The 23,994-nt window shown below is 43.9% G+C and carries 29 protein-coding genes and 2 pseudogenes; 15 read left to right on the top strand and 16 right to left on the bottom strand.

Translation table 11 applies throughout. From position 1 onward, the window contains the following. Positions 1-180 precede the first annotated feature (180 nt). Together QUA01_RS06815 and QUA01_RS06810 are read right to left on the bottom strand one after the other, a co-directional pair. Complete coding sequence (locus QUA01_RS06815; RefSeq protein ID WP_194066096.1) at positions 181-786, bottom strand: Uma2 family endonuclease; 606 nt, start codon at positions 784-786, stop codon at positions 181-183. Positions 787-827: 41 nt separating this feature from the next. Next, the gene (locus QUA01_RS06810; RefSeq protein WP_333088186.1) at positions 828-1,373 is read right to left on the bottom strand and encodes a gamma carbonic anhydrase family protein; all 546 of its coding nucleotides are present in this window, start codon (positions 1,371-1,373) and stop codon (positions 828-830) included. 106 nt (positions 1,374-1,479) lie between these two features. On the opposite strand from QUA01_RS06810, the gene QUA01_RS06805 reads away from it, so the two are divergent. Next, the gene (locus QUA01_RS06805; RefSeq protein WP_006631343.1) at positions 1,480-1,989 is read left to right on the top strand and encodes a TIGR02652 family protein; all 510 of its coding nucleotides are present in this window, start codon (positions 1,480-1,482) and stop codon (positions 1,987-1,989) included. A gap of 194 nt (positions 1,990-2,183) precedes the next feature. Continuing rightward, positions 2,184-2,621 (top strand): VOC family protein, encoded by a 438-nt coding sequence (locus QUA01_RS06800; RefSeq protein ID WP_333088185.1) that lies wholly within the window; start codon positions 2,184-2,186, stop codon positions 2,619-2,621. Between the two features lie 246 nt (positions 2,622-2,867). Here QUA01_RS06800 and QUA01_RS06795 read toward each other — a convergent pair whose 3' ends face one another. Beyond that, positions 2,868-3,008: a hypothetical protein gene (locus QUA01_RS06795; RefSeq protein WP_333088184.1), complete on the bottom strand. Its 141-nt coding sequence runs from the start codon at positions 3,006-3,008 to the stop codon at positions 2,868-2,870. A gap of 158 nt (positions 3,009-3,166) precedes the next feature. Between QUA01_RS06795 and QUA01_RS06790 the strand changes: the two genes are divergently transcribed. Then, positions 3,167-3,484, top strand: coding sequence for a helix-turn-helix domain-containing protein (locus tag QUA01_RS06790; RefSeq protein WP_333088183.1), 318 nt, complete (start codon positions 3,167-3,169; stop codon positions 3,482-3,484). A 387-nt stretch (positions 3,485-3,871) separates the two neighbouring features. Then, positions 3,872-4,723 (top strand): sulfotransferase, encoded by an 852-nt coding sequence (locus QUA01_RS06785; protein WP_333088181.1) that lies wholly within the window; start codon positions 3,872-3,874, stop codon positions 4,721-4,723. Between the two features lie 185 nt (positions 4,724-4,908). On the opposite strand, the gene QUA01_RS06780 is transcribed toward QUA01_RS06785, so the two are convergent. The 3 genes from QUA01_RS06780 to QUA01_RS06775 all read right to left on the bottom strand — a co-directional run bounded on the left by QUA01_RS06780 (position 4,909) and on the right by QUA01_RS06775 (position 5,749). Further along, the gene (locus QUA01_RS06780; RefSeq protein ID WP_333088180.1) at positions 4,909-5,271 is read right to left on the bottom strand and encodes a hypothetical protein; all 363 of its coding nucleotides are present in this window, start codon (positions 5,269-5,271) and stop codon (positions 4,909-4,911) included. A 180-nt stretch (positions 5,272-5,451) separates the two neighbouring features. After that, on the bottom strand, positions 5,452-5,634 hold the full coding sequence (locus tag QUA01_RS27325; RefSeq protein WP_442921531.1) for a transposase: 183 nt from the start codon (positions 5,632-5,634) through the stop codon (positions 5,452-5,454). Then, complete coding sequence (locus tag QUA01_RS06775) at positions 5,606-5,749, bottom strand: hypothetical protein (protein ID WP_333088179.1); 144 nt, start codon at positions 5,747-5,749, stop codon at positions 5,606-5,608. The genes QUA01_RS27325 and QUA01_RS06775 overlap by 29 nt, the downstream gene beginning before the upstream one ends. A gap of 242 nt (positions 5,750-5,991) precedes the next feature. Between QUA01_RS06775 and QUA01_RS06770 the strand changes: the two genes are divergently transcribed. Beyond that, on the top strand, positions 5,992-6,354 hold the full coding sequence (locus tag QUA01_RS06770; protein ID WP_333088177.1) for a DUF4189 domain-containing protein: 363 nt from the start codon (positions 5,992-5,994) through the stop codon (positions 6,352-6,354). 159 nt (positions 6,355-6,513) lie between these two features. On the opposite strand, the pseudogene QUA01_RS06765 reads toward QUA01_RS06770, so the two are convergent. Beyond that, a pseudogene (locus QUA01_RS06765) lies at positions 6,514-6,705 on the bottom strand (hypothetical protein); the annotation flags it as partial. A gap of 84 nt (positions 6,706-6,789) precedes the next feature. Here QUA01_RS06765 and QUA01_RS06760 point away from each other — a divergent pair. The 4 genes and pseudogenes from QUA01_RS06760 to QUA01_RS06745 all read left to right on the top strand — a co-directional run bounded on the left by QUA01_RS06760 (position 6,790) and on the right by QUA01_RS06745 (position 11,855). Beyond that, positions 6,790-8,187 carry a sulfotransferase family protein gene (locus QUA01_RS06760; protein ID WP_333088175.1) on the top strand — a complete coding sequence of 466 codons (1,398 nt, stop codon included), beginning with the start codon at positions 6,790-6,792 and terminating at the stop codon, positions 8,185-8,187. A gap of 5 nt (positions 8,188-8,192) precedes the next feature. Continuing rightward, positions 8,193-8,631 (top strand): annotated as a pseudogene (locus tag QUA01_RS06755) (transposase); the annotation flags it as partial. A gap of 223 nt (positions 8,632-8,854) precedes the next feature. Further along, complete coding sequence (locus QUA01_RS06750) at positions 8,855-10,873, top strand: heavy metal translocating P-type ATPase (RefSeq protein ID WP_333088173.1); 2,019 nt, start codon at positions 8,855-8,857, stop codon at positions 10,871-10,873. A gap of 70 nt (positions 10,874-10,943) precedes the next feature. Then, positions 10,944-11,855: a vitamin K epoxide reductase family protein gene (locus QUA01_RS06745; RefSeq protein WP_333088171.1), complete on the top strand. Its 912-nt coding sequence runs from the start codon at positions 10,944-10,946 to the stop codon at positions 11,853-11,855. A gap of 269 nt (positions 11,856-12,124) precedes the next feature. On the opposite strand, the gene ctpB is transcribed toward QUA01_RS06745, so the two are convergent. Then, positions 12,125-13,444 carry a carboxyl-terminal processing protease CtpB gene (ctpB, locus tag QUA01_RS06740; protein ID WP_333088170.1) on the bottom strand — a complete coding sequence of 440 codons (1,320 nt, stop codon included), beginning with the start codon at positions 13,442-13,444 and terminating at the stop codon, positions 12,125-12,127. 196 nt (positions 13,445-13,640) lie between these two features. Between ctpB and QUA01_RS06735 the strand changes: the two genes are divergently transcribed. Then, positions 13,641-14,468 carry a hypothetical protein gene (locus tag QUA01_RS06735; RefSeq protein WP_333088168.1) on the top strand — a complete coding sequence of 276 codons (828 nt, stop codon included), beginning with the start codon at positions 13,641-13,643 and terminating at the stop codon, positions 14,466-14,468. 102 nt (positions 14,469-14,570) lie between these two features. On the opposite strand, the gene QUA01_RS06730 is transcribed toward QUA01_RS06735, so the two are convergent. Further along, complete coding sequence (locus tag QUA01_RS06730; RefSeq protein WP_333088165.1) at positions 14,571-15,146, bottom strand: pseudouridine synthase; 576 nt, start codon at positions 15,144-15,146, stop codon at positions 14,571-14,573. A 209-nt stretch (positions 15,147-15,355) separates the two neighbouring features. Here QUA01_RS06730 and wecB point away from each other — a divergent pair, with 209 nt between their 5' ends. After that, the gene (wecB, locus tag QUA01_RS06725; protein WP_333088163.1) at positions 15,356-16,486 is read left to right on the top strand and encodes a non-hydrolyzing UDP-N-acetylglucosamine 2-epimerase; all 1,131 of its coding nucleotides are present in this window, start codon (positions 15,356-15,358) and stop codon (positions 16,484-16,486) included. Between the two features lie 51 nt (positions 16,487-16,537). Here the strand turns inward: wecB and QUA01_RS06720 are convergent, their stop codons facing one another. Next, positions 16,538-18,361 (bottom strand): sensor histidine kinase, encoded by a 1,824-nt coding sequence (locus QUA01_RS06720; protein ID WP_333088162.1) that lies wholly within the window; start codon positions 18,359-18,361, stop codon positions 16,538-16,540. Positions 18,362-18,501: 140 nt separating this feature from the next. Further along, positions 18,502-19,386, bottom strand: coding sequence for a substrate-binding domain-containing protein (locus QUA01_RS06715; RefSeq protein WP_333088160.1), 885 nt, complete (start codon positions 19,384-19,386; stop codon positions 18,502-18,504). 245 nt (positions 19,387-19,631) lie between these two features. Between QUA01_RS06715 and QUA01_RS06710 the strand changes: the two genes are divergently transcribed. Further along, positions 19,632-19,772 (top strand): hypothetical protein, encoded by a 141-nt coding sequence (locus tag QUA01_RS06710; RefSeq protein ID WP_333088159.1) that lies wholly within the window; start codon positions 19,632-19,634, stop codon positions 19,770-19,772. Positions 19,773-19,926: 154 nt separating this feature from the next. On the opposite strand, the gene QUA01_RS06705 is transcribed toward QUA01_RS06710, so the two are convergent. Continuing rightward, positions 19,927-20,445: a hypothetical protein gene (locus QUA01_RS06705; protein WP_333088158.1), complete on the bottom strand. Its 519-nt coding sequence runs from the start codon at positions 20,443-20,445 to the stop codon at positions 19,927-19,929. Between the two features lie 8 nt (positions 20,446-20,453). Continuing rightward, a complete protein-coding gene (locus QUA01_RS06700; protein ID WP_333088156.1) occupies positions 20,454-20,951 on the bottom strand; it encodes a TIGR00725 family protein in 498 nt (165 codons plus the stop codon). Positions 20,952-21,140: 189 nt separating this feature from the next. Between QUA01_RS06700 and QUA01_RS06695 the strand changes: the two genes are divergently transcribed. Beyond that, entirely contained in the window at positions 21,141-21,404 is a 264-nt protein-coding gene (locus QUA01_RS06695) for a type II toxin-antitoxin system ParD family antitoxin (RefSeq protein ID WP_333088155.1), read from the top strand. Then, positions 21,401-21,727 (top strand): type II toxin-antitoxin system RelE/ParE family toxin, encoded by a 327-nt coding sequence (locus QUA01_RS06690; protein WP_333088153.1) that lies wholly within the window; start codon positions 21,401-21,403, stop codon positions 21,725-21,727. Before QUA01_RS06695 ends, QUA01_RS06690 begins: the two co-directional genes overlap by 4 nt. 303 nt (positions 21,728-22,030) lie before the next feature. On the opposite strand, the gene QUA01_RS06685 is transcribed toward QUA01_RS06690, so the two are convergent. Then, positions 22,031-22,252, bottom strand: a complete 222-nt coding sequence (locus QUA01_RS06685) for a hypothetical protein (RefSeq protein ID WP_333088151.1) — start codon at positions 22,250-22,252, stop codon at positions 22,031-22,033. A gap of 76 nt (positions 22,253-22,328) precedes the next feature. On the opposite strand from QUA01_RS06685, the gene QUA01_RS06680 reads away from it, so the two are divergent. Beyond that, complete coding sequence (locus QUA01_RS06680) at positions 22,329-22,550, top strand: tetratricopeptide repeat protein (protein WP_333088149.1); 222 nt, start codon at positions 22,329-22,331, stop codon at positions 22,548-22,550. A 17-nt stretch (positions 22,551-22,567) separates the two neighbouring features. Here the strand turns inward: QUA01_RS06680 and QUA01_RS06675 are convergent, their stop codons facing one another. Beyond that, positions 22,568-22,846 (bottom strand): hypothetical protein, encoded by a 279-nt coding sequence (locus QUA01_RS06675; protein WP_333088148.1) that lies wholly within the window; start codon positions 22,844-22,846, stop codon positions 22,568-22,570. Between the two features lie 171 nt (positions 22,847-23,017). Further along, a complete protein-coding gene (locus QUA01_RS06670; RefSeq protein ID WP_333088146.1) occupies positions 23,018-23,902 on the bottom strand; it encodes a 4-hydroxybenzoate solanesyltransferase in 885 nt (294 codons plus the stop codon). Positions 23,903-23,994: the final 92 nt, after the last annotated feature.

Here is a 23,994-nt window from a genome sequence, read left to right as displayed (position 1 = left end):
ACAATTTTTTTTATTTTATTTTAAACTTTTATCGCTCGAACCAATACCGATATTTCCGAAGATTCTTGACGGTTGATTGTTGGCTAAAAGTAATTGCGTTCATGGCTGCCGGATTAATCAATTCTCCAATCTAAAATCTAAAATCTAAAATCTAAAATCTAAAATGGTTTGGGCGATCGCCTAACGGGGAAGAATATCATCTAGGCGAATTTGCCATGTCTTTAACAGAGGAGAAATAATCGGTTGACCAAGGCGAAATTGTTGCTGACTGTAATCTTGGTCAATTAGTTGGCAAACGGTGATAGTAGGTTGTTTTGGTTTACCGATAAAAGCCACACCCCCCAATCCGCGATAATCAACTATCCAATATTCTGGAATCCCTAAAATAGCATATTCTTCAACTTTTCTGGCGTAATCTGTTTCCCAGTTAGTGCTGACGACTTCTACCACTAATTTAATAGATCGTCCCAGCGTAATCACAGGTTCTCTTTCCCAAAGAGGTTCGCTGACAATAGCAGTTTCATCTAACACGACAATATCGGGACGGCGGGCAGTAGCTGCATCTGAAAATGGACGGATCAAACAAGTGCGGGGAATGAACCAAGGTAGTTTTTCGGCTGCGATGGCGATGCCGATTTGAGTTGCCAGTTTACCGCTGACGGTTTCGTGGGGGCCTGTGGGTGACCTGTCAACTAATTCTCCGTCAGCGAGCTCGTAGCGGAAGTTGTCACAATATCGATCGAGGAATGTTTCAAAAGTTAGGATTTTTTGCGCGGTGTAAGCCATTGGAAACTAATAATTTTTTGCTGAAAATCTTATTCTATCAACTAACCAAATCCTAAATCAGAACCTTTCCCCGCGTGAACCAGAGCCAACTTTTCGTAACGCTTAGCGTGTTCCACCAACTCGGCTGCTTCTTCCTCAGAGACATCCCGCAGGCGTTTGGCAGGCACTCCCGCAACTAGCGTGTGAGGGGGAACGTCCTTGGTGACAACCGCCCCTGCACCGACGATAGAGCCTGTTCCCACCCTCACTCCGTCCAGGACGATCGCCCCAATCCCGATCAGGCAGCCCCGTTCAATGTAAGCTGAGTGAATCACGGCTCGGTGTCCGACTGTCACGAAATCTTCCAAAACCGTCGGTTTCCCCGGATCGCCGTGCAGAATTGCTCCATCCTGGATATTGGTACTTGAGCCGATCGCAATTCGCTCTAGATCCGCCCGCACCACCGCCCCGTACCAGATACTAGCGCCCGCAGCCACCTCTACCCTGCCGATGACAACAGCACCTTCAGCGACAAAAGCCGCTTGGGATAGATCGGGCCTGGGCCAATAGGAAGGAAGTGCAGGCAGAGGTTCGTTGAGATTGCTCATTTGTTGGTCGATCGTTATACTTCTAGCAGATTAGCTGGTTGTTGATACGGGATATAATAAAAGTATTTGGCACTTTTGCAGAGAAAATATGCTGGGACGCAAATAAATGATTGAAGTTGCCTTGCAATACCCGATGTTTGGCCCGGAAATTCAGTGTCCCCACTGTCGCCAAACAATTCCGGCTCTAACGCTAACGGATACCTATTTGTGTCCGCGTCACGGGGCATTTGAGGCAGATCCAAAAACGGGGGAACTGGTTCACCTTCAGTCTGGGCGGCACTGGCGCCGCTGGGAGAATGAATGGTATCGCCAGCACACCCACCCGGACGGGATTCGGTTTGAAATTCACGAAGCGCTCGATCGACTCTATACTCAAGGCTACCGAGCAACTCGCGTGATCGTTGCTCAACGCTATCGCGACTTAATCAGCGCTTATTTGGAACGCAGCACGCCTTGGCGAGGCCAGTCGGAATCGCCACGGCCGAGGCTGTACGGTTTGCCTGTGGATTTTAGCCCCGATCCTCAAGAAGACCCTTGCTGGGAAGTGATTAATTTTGATTTGGAAAAAGAGCCGGGAGTTCCGATTAGATATCCCTATTTTCGGTTGTTTGAATAAGTGAAGGAAGAAGGAAGAGGGAAGAAGGAAGAAGGAAGAAGGAAGAGGGAAGAAGGCTCTATTGCTTTCGCGCTAAAGATGCGACCGTTTTTAATTACGAATTACGAATTTACCCTCTAAAATCTAAAATCCCCAGCCGGAATTCCTACTTCCCTTCTAAAATCTAAAATCTAAAATCTAAAATCTAAAATTGAATGCACCACGCCTCGATTCGCACTGCTAACATTCACCGGGCGATCGCCTTTTACGAACAGTTGGGATTTACTGTGAGCGATCGCTTTACTACAGGTTACACCCTAGCCTGTTGGATGGAAGGTCTCAACGGACGCATCGAACTAATCCAAATCCCGGAACCCAAACCCGCACCGGATGCTTTCGGAGACGAGCATTATGTTGGATATTATCATTTATCTTTTGATTTAACTGAGGCGACAACTGACTTGCCTAGTTGGTTGCAGTCTCTGAAACAGCGGTTTGAGGAAGCTGCTAAAGACCAACCAAACCAGTTTCAAGCTTTGAAAGTTTTATTAGAACCGACTCAACAGGCGATCGGGCAAAATGTTTACGAAGTAGCTTTTATTGCCGATACAGACGGTTTACCCTTAGAATTTATCCGGCGCATGAAGAGCTAATTAAGTCAGAGTTGAAACACTTCAGAAATCCCATCAGCGTGCATCTGTGTTCATCTGCTGATATCTGCGGTTAAAAAATCCCAATCCCACTAATCTGCTTTAATCCGGATATCAATTAACCAATAACTTCAGTAGAAGGAATAATGGGCGTTGCTGATTTACGGTATGAAAGGCTAAATATGCCCGTCATAGAAACCAGTATTCACAAAGCGTTTGGATTTTCAACTTATTTTTTTCATACCATGATTAAGCAACACCGATTTTTTGGGTGGCAATCAAGTATAATAGCAGTAATGTTTCTTTACTTACTGCGGTTATAGCCCGTTCGAGTCGATGCTCTAGTTCCTCAACCGTTTCCTGGATTTCTACCTGAAATTTGTTGGCCATATTGGATCTCCTCTACTTTAGCCTATATGAGCGTGTACCTTCATAGTGAATTGGTATTAGACAGAATTAATTACACAAATACATAGTAGAAGGATATTCCAGGCAAAATTATGAGTTAATTAGAATTTCCTATGTTTATCAGGAAAATAAATCCTCTTTTGTCTAAATTGCTACAGCGAATTCATCGCCAAAGCCAACATTATCAGGTACGTCAGAGAGCACATTGCCTCATATTAGCTTCGCAAGGAGTAAAAAAAAGAGAGTTAATGAATATTTTCAGAATAAGTTATAAGACACTCTATAAGTGGTTCACTCGGTGGGAATTAGAGGGAATGATAGGACTTTATAATAAACCAGGAAGAGGTGAAGAGGCACTATTTAACTCTTCGCAGAAAGCCCAAATCAAAGACTGGGCTAAACAAGAACCAAAGCAATTAAAAAATGTTAGCCAAAAAGTTCAAGAAGCCTGGGGATAAGTCCGAGTATAAAAACAATTTTAAGATTCTCGACTTAGCTCTAGGTGAAGAATACCCCCGCTATCGGGGAGAACTGATGAAACCTACAAACTTTACTGTTATAATTGATATGGCTGAAACCTTAGCAAGCGAGCAGCCATTTTTACTCGTCGATTTTTAGGATATTGGCCGTCATATCTTTGGTGAGCTAACCCTTAATCCTAGTTCTGGCATGGAAAAATTTGAGCCTCCTGAGTATGACTACAAGCTTGGGCAATTGATGCCGTAATGGTCAAAACAGCAGTGTGAAGGATTAACAACTCAGTGTTTTGATATTCCGTCAGTGAAATTGTGTGTTAATTAAAGTTCTAAAATATTCTCCCAAAGCAATTTATTTCTTACAGCGATATGGTGCTAAATTCTGGATCAAGAATCAATCAAAAGGTTTGTTTTATCTGTGGCGCTGGTCACTCTGGCTCTACGCTTCTAGGACTTATACTGGGAAGTCATCAGGATTGTTTCTACTCGGGAGAGGCAAGGAAAGCCAGATTCATGCAAAATACAAACTACCCCATAAAAAGAACTTGCAACCTTTGTGGTATCAATTGTCCAGTTTGGAAAGATTTTATTACTAGCACTCACCTAGACTTATACGAACAAATATCGCTCAAAACACAAAAGCCAATTGTAATTGATTCTACAAAAAACACTTCTTGGCTAGAAGAACAAATAGCCACTATTCAAAAAACATCTTCCCAACCTTTTTTGATATTTCTCCAAAGAGATGGGCGGGCAGTTATCAATTCCCGCACCAGAAAATATCCTCAAAAAAATGTCAAAGAAATAATTGATGATTGGAAGGAACTCATTAATGAAACCCAAGAATTGTACCGTCATTTTAATGGTAATAAAATTAAAATAAAATATGAACATCTTGCCACAAATGTAGAAAGTGTCATCATAACGCTTTGCGATTTTTTGGAAATAGACTATCAACCCCAAATGGTTAAATATTACCAGCACGAACATCATCCAGTAGGAGGAAACAACGGAACGAAGTTTTTAATAGTAAAGGCTCAACACAAAAATACAGAAGAATTTTTACATAAGGTATCAAAGCGTTGCTCAGATTATTACCAAAATCATGGTTTAGAAATTACTTTAGATTTGCGTTGGCGTCAAGAACTTGACCCTACTGTGGAGCGTTTATTTGAAGAAATTGCCGATAAAGAAAACGAAGAATTGAAATGGGAGGTGTAGCATCGAACCAACTTTTGATATTTCTCAGACCTCTTCTCAACTCAAAATTGTTCGGAGTATTGTAAATTTGCCATAAAAATTCTGCTATTAAGCGTTCACCCTCCACAAGGAGGCGGCTCATACCAATTCACTATGAATCTGCACTTAATATAGCTTCAAGGATATAGAACCCATTTGAGATCTTTTTAAGAGGATGCTAGCCGTTTGAGCATTAGCCGAATGAAACACAGCTTGAGCTTGGCATTGGAACGAGCGAGTGTACGGTCAAAATTCTTGATTAAGCTTTTACATCGATCTACCCAAGCATTTGAACGTTCAATTACCCATCTAGCCGCCACAGGCACAAATCCAGATTGCCCTTTAGCTGCCTTCTCTGCTTTTGATGGTTTGGCTGAGAGTTCAAATTGAATCTTAGTCATAATGTCAGGGTAAATCTCCTCCAAAGCTTGAGTGAGTTTTTCAGGATGATAGCCGTTATCTAATAAGATGGTTGTCTTCGGTAACTCGACAGGTTTCAATTTGAAATAATCGATGTTTTGGGAAAACATTTCAATCAAACCACAATCATCAGATAAGCTAGCTTTGGTGCAATGAGTAAAGAACGGAAAGCCCAGGATATCGACGGCTAGGTGTCTTTTGATACCGTTTGTTGTCTTGTAAAAACAAAACCCTTTCGACTCAATACTAGCATTACAAGTATTTTTTACCCATGAGTGAATCAACCATGATTAATGTCGTCCACTGCGGTTTTTTTTGACTTGTTCACGCACCTTGCTATGTAGCTGTACCAAGATTAGATCGAGTGCACCTTCCTCACACCAATTCTGGTAATGCCAAAATACTGTCGAGTATGGCGGTAGATCTCTGGGTAGGTCAGACCAATTACAACCATTTTTGAGTTGATAAAATATGCCGCCCGTGAACTTGCCGTTTTGTCCACACTGGTGGCCTAGTTTTCTTCTTCTGGGGCAGTAATGGCTCGATGATTTCCCACTCTTTGTCACTCACATCGCTCGAATAACCCATTTTCAGCCCTGACCTGCTTAACTTTACTGATTCTACCTGATCGACTGTTGTCAAGTCGATCGACTGTTGTCAAGTCGATCGACTGCTGTCAAGCCGATCGACTGCTGTCAAGCTGATCGACTGTTGTCAAGCCGATCAACTGCGGCTAGCATCCTCTTAAAAGATCTCAAATGGGTTCTATAGTCTAAACAAGATTGGTTATGTTATATTTTTAATATATCTGTACAAAAAGAAGAAAATCAATGCTTAAACGTCTTGGAGTTGGTGCTGTACTTCTGGTTTTAGCAGAATGCTTATCCGGTGGCGCCGCTTTGGCAGATAATTTTGGGGCGATCGCTACATCGGATGCTACAAGTGCCTATGGTTTTAGCTACGACCACTCAACCCGTGCTGCTGCTCAAAATAAAGCATTGGCAGAGTGTTCTAAAAATGCAGAGGATTGCGCGGTTCGAGTCTGGTTTAAGAATAGCTGTGGTGCTGTATCGGACAATGGTACTCATGTTGGTTGGGGACTTGGTGATTCTCGCGCCGAAGCTGAAAACAAAGCAATGAGCGCACTTGAGGATTCAGGAAGCATAGTTGCTTGGGCTTGTACCACACGATAACTCAACTTTGAAATTGGGAATTGGGAATTGGTAATAGGACTAGAGACTAGAGAAAGCTAGACCGCCACCGCTCCGACCGATACTGCCAACAATCCGATCGACATTGCCAACAATCCGATCGCTCCAACCGTGGCAACCTTGCCAGACGTTAGACCCGCGCTAGACCCGCGAACTTTGCCTGTGATGCAACTCTACCAGCCTTGCCACTGCAAAGGTGGTAATCAAATAAGCCCGACTGTCTCGGACATGGGCCACGTAGAGCTCGTGAATGTGGGCTAAAGCCATAACTAAGGTAGTGCCCATCCGCTGGCGGCCTTGGCGGCGTTCGGTATCGTTACGACTGGCGATCGCCAGTTGTCTGTCGATCGTCAAAAGATCTCAAATGGGTTCTATAAGCTTTCCAAGTTAAAAACTCAGGCTTGGAATTAAAATACCATGAAAAAAATCGATTTAGTTTTTAGAACTGTTGGCGAAAGAACATCCCAAATAGCCTTAGACCTAGCTATCAAAAATATTCAGCCTCGTCAAGTTCATATTATTGAAAATGTTAAACCTTTTGCCCACGCTGTTCAGCAAATGCTGAAAATGAATTACGATTGTGATTTTGTTGTCTTCATGGATGCTGATTGTTTAATTATGGAGGATATGTCTCCTTTCCTTACCACCAATAGTTTGCCATACGTAGACTGTTATGTTCTTGATAAATTCAGAGGTCATATTCATTGTGGTGTACATATTACTAGAATTGATGTAATAAGAGAAATGCAAGCAATTAAAGTACCTGATAATGATGCTAAATATGTATTAAGACCTGAATCAAGAACTCGTGCACTGGCACTAAAAAAACTGAAGCTAGGAAAAGCATTTAAGAAATTTAACATTATCCATGATTTTTTTCAATTCTATCACCATATTTTTGCCAAATGTGCTTTGAGAGAACTGAGAAGTCGCCAAGATTATCATCAAGCTAAATTAACTATTTGTCAGGAAGATTGGGGAAGACAAGAAAAAGATTTAGATTTTTGGGTTGCTAAATATGCTGTAAATTATGCAAAAAAATATATTTCAAAGCAGGCAAGTCAGCCGGAAATTGCTAGGTTTATTGAGGATTTACCAAATATTGCTCTCCGCGAACTTAAGCAAATGAATATTTTGGAAAAAGCTCCTTTAACGTTAGCCGAAACTATAGAATTTTCAAGTAAAATTATTATTCAAAGACCCATGATAAGTAAAAAAATGAAAGTTTTTGGAATTGGTTTGAGTCGCACGGGAACTAAAAGCTTAACAATGGCATTAAATATGCTAGGGATTAATGTTGTTCATTATCCTGATGATGAGACAATTTTACAAGACCTGATGGCTGCTAAGTATGACTTTTCGATTCTCAATGATTATGATGGGATTACAGATATAACGGTAGCTCCTTTTTATTCTCAGTTATATAAATTATTTCCTGATAGTAAGTTTATCTTAACCGTGCGTAATAAATCATGTTGGTTAAAGTCTTTAGAAGCTCACTGGTCAAAGAGGGCTGCGTTTGATTTCGATCCTAGTAAGGAGACTAAGATGCAGATCAGAAGATTATTAAGAGCGGCTGTTTATGGTACTTATGCGTTTAATGAAGATAGAATGTCTTATGTTTATGATTTACATTATAGAAATGTGCTTGAATATTTTAAAGACCGTCCAGAATCTTTGTTAATTATTGATGTTTGTGATGGCGAAGGATGGGAAAAGCTCTGTCCATTTTTCAATTTACCTATATTAGAAGAACCTTTTCCTTGGATGAAGAAGAAAACGGTTTTGACCGAAATATTGTCAGGGGTGAAGTGATTTTGCTATATCGAACGCAGGAAAATCGAGCTTGGTGCAAAGAAAGAGGAATTAGGATGAGTGGCGTTCCTCTAGGAAGACCCAAAAAATATTAGCAAGTCAAGGAAGAAACAAGCTCAGTCAGACAAGAGAAGTCGTAACTCAATTTGTCACAAAATTTGGAGAAGCTAAAAGAAGATTCAGCCTTGGTAGAGTCATGGCTAAACTTTCTAATACTTCTGAAATAACCATCGCCATAAATTTTCTGGTGATGAATCTTTCTGCCCTGCTACGGCAGGCTTTTTGGCTTTTTTATGTCTATTTCACAACAAAAACCTTTTTTCATGTTTTCTGCCTGTGACGATTAGCACAGATTATGTTCTCTTAACAATACTTAAAAAAATGGGTAGCCAGAAACCGGGTTTTTTCACCAAAATACTCGCCAAACACCCTCAATCTCGCTGAAAAACCCGGTTTCTTGATCTTTGTGTATCAGCCATGTAATTACTTGCCCGCAATTGAGAACAATTATTATTATTAATTAGTTCTCACCGTCACGACAAACTCAACAATATTTTTCTAAAAAATAGCTAGATTTTGAAATCAAAATCTAGTAAATTATCTTTTTAACCTATAATATGAACATCTATTCATACTATCAGACATAAGCAGAAACCCAGAAAACACCATGCAAAAAGCCAAATCGAGCGATTCCGGTTGCTGTAGTGACGACGGCCACGACCACGACCACGACCACGGCCACGGCCACGGCCACGACCACGACCACGGCCACGATCACGACCACGGGCACGACCACGGGCACGACCACGGGCACGGAGATTTCAATCTGAAGCAAGAATTGATTCCTGTTATATCCGTTGTTGTACTATTTATCGGAGGTTTAATTTTTGAAGAACAACTCCACAACACGCCCTATTCTATAGGTGAATATCTGGTTTTCATCCCCGCCTATCTTTTAAGCGGATGGAATGTTTTAACCATTGCGGGGCGCAATATTCTGCGAGGTCGATTTTTTGATGAAAATTTCTTAATGACTATAGCAACACTCGGCGCTGTCGCTATTCACAAACTCCCTGAAGCAGTCGGTGTGATGTTGTTTTTCAAAATCGGAGAACTTTTTCAAGAATTTGCGATCGGGCGATCGCGTCAATCGATCCGATCGCTTTTAGAAATTCGCCCAGACAGCGCCAACCTCAAGCAAAATGGCGACATCAAAAAAGTTTCGCCAGAAACCGTAGCCGTCGGCGATATTATCCTTGTCAAACCGGGAGAAAAAATTCCCTTAGACGGTGAAATTATAGACGGCAATTCTCAGATTGACACATCTGCATTAACTGGAGAATCTGTACCTCGAACCGTGAAAGTTGGAGAAACAGTTTTAGCAGGAACAATTAACCAGACAGGAGTTCTCACCGTCAAAGTTACCAAACTATTCGGCGAATCTTCAATCTCCCGAATTCTGGAATTAGTAGAAAATGCCAGAAGCAAAAAAGCTGAAACTGAGAAATTTATCACAAAATTTGCCAGTTACTACACGCCTTTTGTAGTATTTGCATCGCTAGCAGTGGCTTTAATTCCGCCTTTGTTCATTTCAGAAGCAACTAATGCCGATCGCTTTTTATGGGTTTACCGCGCCCTAGTCTTGTTAGTTATTTCCTGCCCTTGCGGATTGGTGATTAGCATTCCTCTCGGATATTTTGGGGGAATTGGCGGTGCAGCTAAGGGCGGTATTTTGGTTAAAGGCTCGACTTTTCTAGATACCCTGACAGCAGTCAAGACAGTTGTTTTGGACAAAACAGGAACTCTGACAAAAGGAGTTTTTAAAGTAGCACAAATTGTGCCTACAAATGGTTTTACCCAAGCAGCGTTAATGGAAATAGCCGCTAAAGTAGAATCTCAATCAAATCACCCCGTCGCGAAATCTATTATGGAAGCTTACGGCGGAAAGATAGATTCATCGGATGTTAAAGATTACGAAGAAATAGCTGGACACGGCATTCGAGCAAAAGTAAATAATCAAATTGTGCTGGCTGGAAATGACCGTTTGCTGCACCGAGAAAATATCCCTCACGATGTCTGCAATGCTGAAGGTACTGTCGTCCATTTAGCGGTAGACAACAGCTACGCTGGCTACATTTTAATTGCTGACGAGCTTAAGGAAGACGCAGTACAGGCTATTCGCGACCTCAAAAAATTAGGTGTTGAGCGCATCGTGATGCTAACAGGAGATAATCAAGCTGTAGCCGATAGTGTTGCGAAAAAGCTCGGTTTAGATTCCTATTTAGCCGAGTTATTACCCGAAGGAAAAGTCGAGGCGATCGAAAAACTGATCGGTCAATCTAAAAAAGGCGATAAAATTGTCTTTGTGGGGGACGGAATTAATGATGCACCCGTTCTTGCGAGAGCTGATGTGGGCATAGCGATGGGGGGTTTGGGCTCCGATGCGGCGATCGAAACTGCCGATGTTGTAATTATGTCAGATGCACCGTCAAAGGTGGCTGAAGCAATCCAAATTGCCCGAAAAACTCACAATATTGTCTGGCAAAATATCATTTTTGCCATGTTAGTCAAAGGCATATTTATTGCTTTGGGTGCTTTTGGGTTAGCTACCATGTGGGAGGCAGTTTTTGCTGATGTTGGGGTAGCTTTAGCAGCTATTTTCAATGCGACTAGAGTTTTGAAATAGAGTGTTCGCAGGGCGGGCATTGCCCAACTTACGCCACAATTGAAACATACATTTTGAGGTGAAAAATACTATGCGTCGTCAACGTTCTCAGCCCTGGATTCACCGCTATTCTCGTCCCATCACGGCAGGAATTGCCTCGATAGGGGCTGTGATTACTGCCTATCTAACAGTGGTCAAGTTATCCAACGGAACGGCAGTTTGTCCGATCGAAGGCTGCGATATCGTGCTTTCGAGTCCCTATGCCTATGTCTTTGGTTTGCCTCTTTCTTTGTTCGGTTTTTTGGGCTATTTGAGCATGATAGTTTTTGCCGTAGCTCCCCTACTTGTCAATCCCGCAGAACAGAAGAGTCTCCGCTCTAAGTTAGAGTCTTGGACGGGACTATTTCTGTTTGCTGGTAGCACGGCTATGACGATTTTTAGTGGCTATCTGATGTATGTACTGGCTGTTGATATCAAAGCAGCTTGTATTTACTGTATTGCCTCTGCTTTATTTGCAACTAGCTTGTTTTTCTTAGCATTAATCGGTCGCGAATGGGATGATATCGGGCAACTATTTTTTATAGGAATTCTGGTGTCTATGTTAGTGCTGATTTCCTCTCTGGCTCTTTATGCTGATGTGAATAATCTCGGTACAGCTAAGGAGACTAGCATGAATACCACAACATCTTCCGGTACTTCGGAAATTGCTTTAGCGCAGCATTTAAAAAAAGTGGGAGCTAAAATGTACGGATCTTATACCTGCTCTCACTGTCAAGCGCAGAAGGAAAGTTTTGGCAAAGAGGCGGCTCGAATTATCAATTATATCGAGTGCAATCCTCAAGGGAAAAATGCGAGGCCTGATCTTTGCCAAGCTGCGAAGATTCAGGGAACTCCCACTTGGGAAATTGACGGTAAGTTTTACCAAGGGCAAAAATCGTTGCAGGAGTTAGCTGATTTATCTGGCTATCAAGGAACTCGCGAATTTCAATTTCTCTCAAATTAGGAACGTTGATAATAGTGATTTTGGCCGATCGACCTTATCGCAGTCGATCGCCCGCACCTCAGTTCAATTCCGGTTGCACTCCTGGTGATGTTAACTGTTAACAGTCAACAGTCAACAGTCAACAGTGAATTTACTATTCCGATGAAGAGAGGATTTGAGATCGCGGTGAATCGATCGGACTTGATATGAAGCTCAATCAAACTACAAAAATAAAACCCGCACTGGCGGGTTTTATCTAAAAGTTAATTGTAAATAACTGCCAATTTCAACTATTTCTTGACACCAGGAGCCTCGTTAGCAGCAACGGGACGAGTTGAGGAAGCCGTAGTTTTCAAAAGCGCGATCGCCTGCGCGTAAACAGGATCGTCCTTAGTCGCAACCAACATCGGTTTGTTAGCTAATTTCAGCTTTTCTGCGTCGCTGACTTCGACTTTGACATCGGGAGTAACGCCCTTGTGGCTGATATCAGTACCGTTGGGAGTATAGTAGTGAGCGATCGTCACCGCCAATCCCGAACCGTCAGACAAAGAATGCACCGACTGCACCAAAGCTTTGCCAAAAGTTTGGGTGCCCATCACAGTTGCGCGCTTGTTGTCCTTGAGAGCACCGGCCAAAATCTCGCTGGCGCTGGCGGAGTTGTCGTCTACGAGCACCACCAAAGGCTTGTCAGTGATCGCAGTGCGGTTTGTCCGCATTTCCTGAGAATCGCCCACCCGATCGACTGTACGGACGATCGCCCCTGTATCCATCCACATCCGGGCAATATCAATGCTCACCCGCAGCAAACCGCCGGGATTCCCCCGCAAATCCAACACAAAAGCATCAGCTTTTTGAGCCGAGAGCTTTTTAATCGCCGCCTCCATTTGTTCGCCCGCGTGGGAACTAAACTCTTGCAAGCGGATGTAACCGACTTTCTCGCCGCCTTCATCCTTGAGGCTGTAGCGAACCGCAGCTACCTCAATTCTCGCCCTAGTCAGAGTGATATCAAACTCACTTTTGCCCGGACGAGCCATCCGCAGCGAGACTTTCGTGCCTTCGTCGCCCCGAATTATCTGAGCCGCATCCGAGACAGTCAAGTCCTTGGTAGTTTTGCCATCAATCGCCAAAATCGTATCGCCCGCTTGAATCCCTGCTTTCAGGGCCGGGGAATTTTCCATCGGTTCGACTACCGTAATCGCTTTCGTTTTCTCGTCTTGTTCCAGCCTCATCCCCACCCCTGTCAGTTCCCCAGAGGTTTGATTCGTCAGCGCTTGGTATTGCTTCGGGTCCATGAAGCGCGTGTAGGGGTCGTTTAATTTCTCTAGGGCTTTGCGGAGGGCGGTATAGGCTGCTTCGCGAGAGGTATAATTTTTGCTCAGCAAGTCGTTCCGGGCCACTTGCCAGTCAGTCTTGTTAAAACTGCCATCGACGTATTCTCGGTTCACAATTTGCCAAGCTTCGTCTAAGACAGCTTTGGGGCTATCTTGAAGCTCGGCGCGGACTGATTGACTCAGGCCAGGAACGAGTAAAGATATCGAAGCGGTTGTGGCCATCGCCCCAGTGAACAGGGCTGCCTGTAACATAGAAAAGCGTTTGCGGGCTTGATTCATTGAATTATGGCTCAATTCGATTTTAGATTTTTGATTTGAGATTTTATATTGCTAAAAAATCTCAAACTACCATTTAAACTATTGTGTGGAGGCTCTACCATCCCTTTGGATAGTTTAACGAGATTCATCGCCGATCGCCAACCAATCATTACTCTATTTTAATAAACTTAATTTTAAACTTGGATTTGAAGGTGCCGTGGAACTTAAAATCGAACAATTTTCGCGTAAGTGGTTGAGCCTGCTCATTAATGGAGCGATCGGCTCTGCAGCGCTGGCGGGAGTGATTACCATGCAGTCGAACGGGCAATTGGGCGGAATGCCCGCAGCTAGCGTTCAGGGACAGAAGCCTGTCTCTGCAATGTCTGCCGCCGATTTCAAGCAAGCCTCCCAGCAAGAAGCCCTGCGGCTGAAAATGCTCAAAACACTTCCTAGTTTTGGGTTTGACAATTTAATGGCCGACTGGACATTTCTGAAATTTTTGCAGTATTTTGGCGACGATGAAGCGCGAGACGTGACGGGCTACAATCTCAGCCAAGATTATTTTGACATAATTACGCGGCGCGACCCCAAGTGGGCTGACATCTACCTGTTTTTGTCCACAGCCGTTTCTTTTTATCAGGGAAAGCCGGAAACTGCTATTAAGTTGATAGAGCGCGGTACTAACGCCCTTTCGCGACAAAATCATCCCCAAGCGTGGATTGTGTGGCGAACCAAAGGTATTGATGAGTTGCTGTTGTTGGGCGATATTCCCGACTCAATTCACTCTCACGAAATGGCCGCTGATTGGGTAGAAAACACAGCCGACGGCCCGAAATTAGCGCCCATTTTTCGAGCCACTGCTGACTATTTGCGCCGAGATCCCGATAGCGTGCCGGTGCGGTTTAACGCTTGGAGTACGGTTTATGCTCAAACAACTGATAAGTTGGTGCGGCAAAGGGCGAAACAAGCTCTTGTTAAGTTGGGAGCTCAGGTAAAAAAAGATAAAGATGGAAACGAGAGTTTTATTTTGCCGCCCAGAAAGTAGTTGATTGTTGACTGTTGACGGTTAACTGTTGACTGTTGAGGGCGGGCACGCACCATCCACCGCCCCTACTGACGGTTGACTGTTGACTGTAATTCTGCAATCTCAAATCTCAAATCTCAAATCAGCTTGAGTTAATTCGCGCCATTCACCGGGTTTCAAGTCATTTAGTTGCAAATGCCCGATCGCACTTCTCACCAGCCGCAGCGTCGGAAACCCTACTGCTGCGGTCATCCGGCGCACTTGGCGGTTGCGGCCTTCTGTGAGAGTCATTTCCAGCCAAGCTGTGGGAATGTTTTTGCGAAATCGAATCGGGGGCTGGCGGGGCGGCAATTGGGGTTCTGCTGATAATAATTGCACTTTTGCCGATCGAGTCCGATAATCTTGAATTGTGACACCAGTTTGCAAAAGGGCGATCGCGCCTGCATCTGGAACCCGTTCCACCTGAACCAAGTAAGTGCGAGGATGAGCGAATTTTGGATCGCTGAGGCGGTGCTGCATTTGTCCGTCATCGGTTAACAGCAACAAACCTTCGCTATCGCGATCGAGCCTTCCCACCGCATAAACATCAGGAATCGGAATATAATCTTTCAGGGTACTGCGTTTATTCTCGCTGGAATTGTCAGTAAACTGAGTTAAAACATCGTAAGGTTTGTAAAATAGAATGTAGCGATAGGGCATGACCAATTAAAAATTAAAGATGTACAAATAGTGCAAGCAAAAACAATATAACTCCCAAACGAACACCTTCTATCTCTCTTCTCTCCTCCGCGCCCTCTGCGCCCTCTGCGGTTCATAAAAAAAATAAATCTTATTCACTAACTATTCAAACCTGCTATAAAATATTCAGCCTTTAAGAGCAGCAAAAATCTCAACTACCCAATTTTACCATGCCCGAAGCCACACACCGCGTTTGTATCGTCCTAGGAACTCGCCCGGAAGCGATCAAACTAGCCGCTGTAATTCAACTGTTCAAAAATTCACCAATCTTTGACACCCAAGTAATTTTAACCGGTCAGCACCGAGAAATGGTCGAGCAAGTAATGCAAATGTTCGACCTGAAAGCCGATCGGGATTTAGCAATTATGCAGCACCAGCAAACCCTCACAGACATTACATCCCGCAGTTTGCAAGGTTTAGAAGCCTGCTTCAAAGATTTGCAGCCAGAAATCGTATTAGTGCAGGGCGATACAACAACAGCATTTGCAGCAGCTTTAGCTGCATTTTACCAGAAAATACCAGTCGGTCACGTAGAAGCCGGATTGCGAACCGACGATTTGTTCAATCCCTATCCCGAAGAAGCTAACAGGCGGTTGATATCTCAGCTCACAAGGCTGCATTTTGCCCCAACAACGCTGGCTGCAGAGAATTTAGGGCGATCGGGCGTTTTAGGAGAAATTCATCGTACAGGCAACACAGTAATCGACGCTTTGCTATCCGTCGCCAAACGCCAACCAGAATGCAACATTCCCAACTTAGATTGGAGCAAACATCGCACCATTTTAGCAACAGTCCACCGCCGCGAAAATTGGGGAAAACCCTTAGCAGGAATTGCTAGGGCATTCATCCAAATTCTCGATAAATTTCCCGATACAGCCTTACTCTTACCGCTGCACAGAAATCCGACAGTTCGGGAACCATTAAAAGCTCTTTTAGGCGACCATCCAAGAATCTTTTTAACCGAACCTTTGGACTACGCTGAATTAGTAGGAGCCATGCAGAGAAGTCATTTAATCCTCACAGATTCCGGCGGCTTGCAAGAAGAAGCACCGAGTTTGGGTAAGCCTGTTTTAGTATTGCGAGAAACCACAGAAAGACCCGAAGCAATTGCCGCCGGAACCGCTAAACTTGTCGGCACAGATTCTGATATAATTACCGCAGCAGCCACCGAATTGCTGAGTGATTCTGCCGCTTACGACGCAATGGCAATGGCAATTAATCCCTTTGGTGACGGTTGGGCTGCCTCGCGGATTTTGAAAATTGTTGAAGAGTATTTTAGTGAGAAAACTGTTGACAATTAACGGTTGACGGTTGACAGTGAGTCGAAAAACTGCAAACCGATTCTCAACTATTTATTGGCTGAGTCCGACCTCTATGGGAATCTCAATCACAAACTTCGTGCCTTCGCCCAGGGTGGAATCACACCACAGTTTTCCTCCATGCTTTTCCTTCACCACCTGATAGCTAATGGATAAGCCTAATCCTGTCCCCTTGCCTACGGGTTTAGTAGTGAAGAAGGGCTCGAATAGGCGCGATCGCGCTTTCTCTGGAATACCTGTACCGTTATCGGCGATCGCAATCTGCACCCACTGTTTTTTTGTTTTGGTAGTCTTAATCCAAATCCGATTTGGTTGGTCAGCAATATTCTGAAAACTACGTCCTTCATTGCTCTCTTCCAAAGCATCGATCGCATTTGATAGCAAGTTCATAAACACCTGATTAAGTTGACCTGCATAGCATTCTACCAACGGTAACTCGCCATATTGTCTGACTACTTCAATGGTTGGGCGTTCTGGGTTGGCTTGAAGGCGATGTTCTAAAATCATCAAAGTGTCATCAATGCCTTCATGGAGATCGACAGCCTTGAATTCCGAGTGATCCAGACGAGAAAAGCTACGCAACGAAACCACAATGTCCCGAATGCGAGCGCTGCCCACTTTCATCGACTTAAGAATCTTAGTGAGATCCTCTTTTAGGAAGTTTAGATCCACATCGTCTAGGTCATCTTGAAGTGATGGGGACGGGTTGGGATGGTCCATTTGATAGGCATCTAGTAATCGCAGTAAGTCATGGATGTGATCGTTGAGATGAGACAGGTTGCCGTAGATAAAGCTTACCGGGTTGTTGATTTCGTGCGCTATCCCTGCCACCATTTGCCCCAGTGCCGACATTTTTTCGTTATGCACCATCTGACTCTGGGTGCGGTGCAGTTCTTCAAGGGTACTCTCTAGTTGTTGCACCTGTTGGTTCAGTTGCCGATCGCGAGCCATAAGTTGCTCTGCCATACTCTTAAATCCCTGAGCTAAAAGCCCCACTTCATCCTGACTATCAACCGGAATACCAATGGCTAAATTGCCTCTGGCCAATTCCTGGGTTGCCTCAGTCAGTCTTTGAATGCGACGGCTCAGAGCTTGGGTGAGACGGAAACCTCCGATCATCACGACTGCGATCAGGACACTTCCTAATAGACCAAAGCCGCCCACCACAAACCATAAATGCTGTTCTGCTTGCTCGATTTCCTTAGCAGACTTGAGTACAGCAATTTGGAGATTTGCCCCATCAAAACTTTGTAATTCGATTGTTGCGATCAGGTATTCTTCACCTGCAATCCTGATTTTGGTGGGCAACCCGTCTGGCTGTCGAAATTGCCAAGGTCGATCGCGCGGAAGTGGCAAAGTAGCAGCCGTCACCTTCTCGCCGTCAAAAGCCACCAAATGTATGGATGTGTTGCCACGAATCGACTGGAGCGCTGTGTCGTCAATGGCTAATCCCGCAACCAAACCAGCTAGGATCTTTTGAGATGATTTGATTGATATTAACCCAATCATGGAAGACGGAGCCCTGTTTTCTGCCAGGAGGATTCCCGATAACTCTAGTCCGGTTCGGGCGGCACGGTTCACAGAGGCATCCTGCAATGTCGCCTGTCTTATTGCTCCCAACTGTGAAGACACTAAGACTTGACCATCAGCGTCAACTATTCTGATCAAATCCAGTTTAAGACCAGCTTGGATTGGTAATATAGTCCGCAGCAATAAAGGGCGATCGCCCTTTATTACTGCTGTGATGACATCATTATCCTCACTCACCGAACGGGCTTTCAAACTGAGTGATTCTTGCCTTTGCTTTAGAGATTCCCGCAGCATACTAGCCAGATCCACGATCTCCTTTCGCGCCATTTGTTCTAAGCTGTTTCTAGCAAAATAACCAAAACCCAAGCTTCCGAGAGTCCATAGACTCAGAAATGCAAATAACAGAGGCGATAACAACTTGGCGGAAACGGGTAACCGCGCGTATCTGGATTGGATGGCCACAGCTCTTAATCCTTGGCGGATGGGGTCACGAAAATAAAGCCAGACTCCTCAATCGCGTTGATTCCTGGCGGACTAGAGATGTATTGAAGTAGCGCTTGGGTAGCCTCGGTCGGTTTTTTGTGCCAGAGAATTGAAATTGTCCGAACCATCGGATATTTGCCCGCTTGGACATTTTCTCGTGTTGGTTCAACCCCGTTGATGCTGAGGCGGTTGACAGGTAGTTTATGGGAAATGGCGTGAGCCAGGGAAAAGGTACCGATGCTGTAAGGAGTGCTTTGAATTGCCTCGATCAATTCCCCTTCTTTCCGAAATACTACTGCTTCTAATGAATTTTTTAAATCTGCTCCTAGGTAATATTTCCGCAATAGCCGCTTGGCAGATTCATCTTCTGGGCGATCGAGCAGCACAATTTTAGCATCGGTTCCTCCGAGTTCCTTCCAGTTAGTGATATTGCCGCTATAAATGCCTTTGAGGTTTTCAGTAGTGAGGTTTTTTACCCCTGTGACGCTGGGATGAGTGGCCACTAAAAGGGCATCGTGGGCAACATCACTAGACTCTAAAGTGCCATCATTTTCTTCTGGCTTTAATGTTCTCGATATTGCACCTACATCGACTAATGTCTGTTTAACCCCATCAATTATATTTTCGGACTGCCCTGGTTCTAGTTGGGTAATTTTGACGTTTTTTGCGGTAGCTTCGTAGTTAGTTTGCAGCACCTTCATAAGACCCAACGTGCTGCTTGATGCCCCAACTTTAATCGAGGTTTGGGTTTGCGTTGCGGCAGTCGTGGGCGCTGTTGTCGTCGTGGCACTGCTGGTTGTCGTACTGCAACTGGGCAGCCCTAGCAGGACGATCGCACTTAAAGCTAGGGTAACTAAATTCGGTTTCATTTTAAAATTCCTATGCTATTAAAGATTATCTGGGTACTATAGCCTTTCTCAGAAAGATGAAGTGCCCGACGTGCATAGGGCATATCTCACTTTTTTGATAACCGCTATAGAAACTCAAGTTTTTGAGTATTTTATAGTGAACCCAACTCGATCAATTGAGTTTTGAGTTTTGATCGAAAAGGAGTTGATATCTCAGGCTTAATTTCACCCCTATTAAATTTTATGCTAAATAATTAAATTTTTCAATGAGTCGATCGCAACGTTTTGTGATTCTGTTTGATATGATTAGCGATCGCATCCTACTTATTATAGATGCGATCGCAGACAATGCAGCCCGACCGAGTAAAAATTACTGTTACAGGTCAATCTGGAAGCTTTTATCCTGACTAATTTATCTTAATTGCCAGTTACAGATGAGTTTTTTTTGAGCTTCATAGATCGATTTGCGATCGAGGTAAAACGACTAAAATCAGAAATCATTTGATTTAGGTGAGTTTCGGTGGTGTCGCTAAGAATGTTTGCCTTGTCAGTTAGATATTCTTAAGGAGAAGGAAGTTGTGGCACAAAATTGCTGCTGCCTTTATAACCGGATAAAAGAGCAAGTTTTTCCAAAGATTGCCTGCCGGTGTAATATTTGCCCCGAATTTCCCAAGTGGGATAAGCTTGAATCTTCGCAGCTTTGCACAAATCAGGTTGAGCATCTTTCCCCCTGGGATCGCACTCAATGTAAGTAATCGCGGTAAATGCTTGTTTGCCGAAAAGTTCTTGTTGGGTGTGACAGTGAGGACACCAGTAAGCACCGTACATTTTAGCTTTGATCGTCTGCAAATGGGTTGCTAAAGCTATTTGATCCGGCGCGGATTCGCTAAGAATCGGGGGCGCTTCTGGTTCGGTAACAGGCTGTGTGGCAGGAGGTGGAGGGAGGGTTTGTGCTAAAGTTTGAGTGGATTGGTTGCTGAAACTTAACTGTGCAATTCCTCCGTCTGCTTTGGTACTGCCGAAAATCCCCAGAGTTAGGAAAATTGCGATCGCACAAAAGTTGAATTTGCTTACTTTCATCTTGAATTTCATCTGGGATTTGCTAGGATTTCGCGAGCTTGATTCATAGCCTCTACAGCATTGTGTACCACAAAAATGTTATTTTTGCCTAAATCTTTAAAGAAAAGTTGACTTTCCCAGCTATGATTTAACAAAATAACTTGTTTGTGAGCTTTGATGGCGAGGGCAATTTCCGAAGCGGTACCCGCGCCCGTACCGCAGGCAATTATGACATCTGAAGAAAGAATATTAATGTTATTTCTGGCGTTTCCCATATCGGTGACAATGGCAATATCTACAGCCTCGGAAATGCCGCGAGTATCGTTTCCCGGAAGGATGCCGATTGTTAAACCGTTAGCTGATTTTGCACCTTTGTTGGCGGCATCCATCACGCCGAGATTTCTGCCGCCAGTTAGCAATATCCATCCAGCTTCGGCGATGAGTTGTCCGAGTTGATAGGCGTTTTCTAAGTCGGTTGATGTGGCACTTTCGCCTGGGCCCATGATGCCGACGATGATTTTTTTCATATTTTATGGTTGAGTATATCGCATTTTTGAAAGAGCGATCGCCTGTATAAATCTGGCGCAGAAAGGGTGATCGCTCTTCCCAATTTCTGATTGCCAAATTACAGGTTGTGTGAAGGTTGACAAAAAATGGCAAAATCTGCCATAATTAAGATAACGAGTTAAATGAGGTAAGTAATACCCGTGACAAGCATGAATATTTCTCTACCTGACTCAATGCGAACTTATATAGAAGCACAGGTAGCTCAAGGTGGTTATAGTACAGCTAGCGAGTATTTTCGTGAGTTAATTCGCCAAGACCAAAAACGCAAATCTTCAGAACGTTTGGAAGCGATGTTATTAGAGGGTTTGGAATCGGGAAATCCTACGGCGATGACTGAGGAAAATTGGAGGGAGATTCGTCAAGCTGTGCGATCGCGTATTTCCCAGAATCAGGGGTTCCAGGGAGAAAAATGACCTCGCTCCAAAAACGTCCGCAAGTTATCCGTGATTTGATTGAATTAGCCACTTACATTGCGGAAGATAATATGGATGCTTCCGATCGCTTTCTTGTCGCGGCGGAAGAAACGTTTAAACAGTTAGCCCAAACGCCAAAAATGGGAAAACGCTGTCAATTTTCTCATCCTAATTTAATCGATGTGCGACAACAAGCTATTAAAGGTTTTAGAAGATATCTGATTTTCTACCGTCTGATAGACTCAGGGGTAGAAATTTTGCGCGTGATTCACGGGGCACGGGACATCGAAGATATCTTGGATAATGTTGATGAGAATGAGTAAATCTTTACTCTTGAGGTGGGAAGTTGAAGAGCGATCGCCCTTCTGGATTATTGGAAAGGGCGATCGCTCTTTTTTGACCGCAGATGGATGCAGATTAACGCGGATGTAAGAAGGGATCTCGCTCTTTTGATGAATTATGGGCGAGAGCCTTTCTGAATTATTAGAAAGGACGATCGCTATAATTCCAGATAGCGCTGCAATTAACTCTTGGACGAGATAAAATTCTTGATTTTCATCGAAGTGGGCGAATAGCTGCGGAATGCGATCGTGACTACCTAACTTGTACAGGTGTTGAGGCTCGCTTTAAAACAGGCGTTTGGCTTCTTGCAGCAAGAAGGGATCATTGGACTGGGGCTTGAATCTCTTAACCACGCGCGGGGGCTTGTCGGGTAGATATTCGTCCTGTGCTAAGTAGGTTTCGCCAAATCCACCTTTACCCAATAAGCTGATTATGTAGTAATGTCCGCCCATAGTTTTGCCAATAATTATTTTGTTGTGATAATATTTTTGATAATTATCACACACTCCGATCGAATTCGGCGTACTTCTCTAAACCGTCCGGGAAGCAGCTTTATTAAAACTCAATAACTGGAATAAGGCAATGACTACAAAATCGCTCGCAGATTACGATCGGGCTATTCAGCTTAATCCTAACTTAGCTGCTGCTTACAGCAATCGGGGTGCAGCCAAATCTGCTATTAACGACAAACAGAGTGCAATCGAAGATTACCAAAAAGCCGCTGATTTGTATAAGCAACAAGGGAATACAGGTATTTGGTATCAACGGGCTGTTGACAACATGAAAAAACTATCCAAACAGTAGCGATAAACTGAGAATAATCATACCTTCAGATGACTTACCAACTCTTGAAAAGTATCAAGCGGAATCGCCCAACTCAAAGCTTCCATCTGCCGAAAAACAGCCAGAGAAGGCACACTCCCATCCGCCAACTTAAACACATCAATTCCCCCCAAAGGATATTTCGATTTGCCATTAATCCCCACCAACTTACCCGAAATATCCCATACAGGCCCGCCACTCATGCCCTCGGCAATATCATTGCTGTATTTTTGATTGTTCCAGTAAAGTGTGAAAGCAGGCTCATAATTATACCTCATTCGCTGACATTAACAATTTGATATACTGATATAATTATTACACTAACTGCCTCGACACCAACTACTAATCGCCTTTAGGGAAAGTAGAATAATCTAGAAAAAACAATCAAATGAATAGAGGACGAAATTTCCAGGCGCGAAGAAATCATCCTCCAGTCACCTAGGCGAAGTCTAAAAAATATCCCCAACAATCATCCCCGCCAAAATCACAAACCCCACCCAAACATTTTGGCGAAAAATTTGACCGTAAACAGGCTTAGGAATATCCGCATTCCGCAGTTGACTATATTGCAAAAACCACAAAATAGCCGCCGCACTAATTGCCATCCAAAAACCAATATGCAAATGTAAATTAATTCCCATTGCTGCTAACAAACCGACAGTCCCAACAAAGAAAAAACCCACAGCATTAGCGGCATTATCCCCGAAAAATATCGCGCTGGAATTCACCCCCAAACGCAGGTCATCTTCCCGATCGCTCATCGCATAAACTGTATCAAATCCCATCGTCCAAAACACGACTGCACCCCACAGTAGCCAAGTCGCTAATTCTAATGCGTCAACGGCCGCACTCCAACTAATTAAAACTGCAAAACCCCAAGCGATTGATAACACTAATTGCGGTACTGGAAAGACTCTTTTTGCTAGGGGATAGCAGATAATTACTGGTACGGCGGCGACACACAGCCAGAAGCTTAAAGGATTGAGATAAAATGCAAGAATCGCCGCGCAAGCAAAGGAAATTAAGGCAACTCCGATTCCTGTTTGTACTTTCAGGGCGCGGGATGCTAGGGGGCGCGATCGCGTTCTTTCGACTTCGGGATCGATATCGCGATCCCACAAGTCGTTGATCACGCATCCAGCCGCACTGGTGGCTAAGGTTCCTAACACTATTACGCCAACTAATGCCGAGGGCGGTCTCCCGTCTGCTGCTAAAAACACGGCCCAGAGGGCTGGTATCATTAAAATCAGCCTTCCTGCTGGTTTGTCCCACCTCAAAAGCTTTATGATGGTTAGCAATGTGGATTCGGTTGGGCGATCGGACTCTTGAAGCATTTTAATTATAGATTTTAGATTTTTAACTTTAGATTTTATCAAATTTTAGGCACAATCACCTACTATAGCGGTTCTAAAAAAAGTGATGTATG

Source organism: Microcoleus sp. S36a_B3 (assembly GCF_036700745.1).
Classification (GTDB): Bacteria; Cyanobacteriota; Cyanobacteriia; order Cyanobacteriales; family Microcoleaceae; genus Microcoleus.
This window is presented reverse-complemented; position numbering and strand designations above follow the sequence as displayed.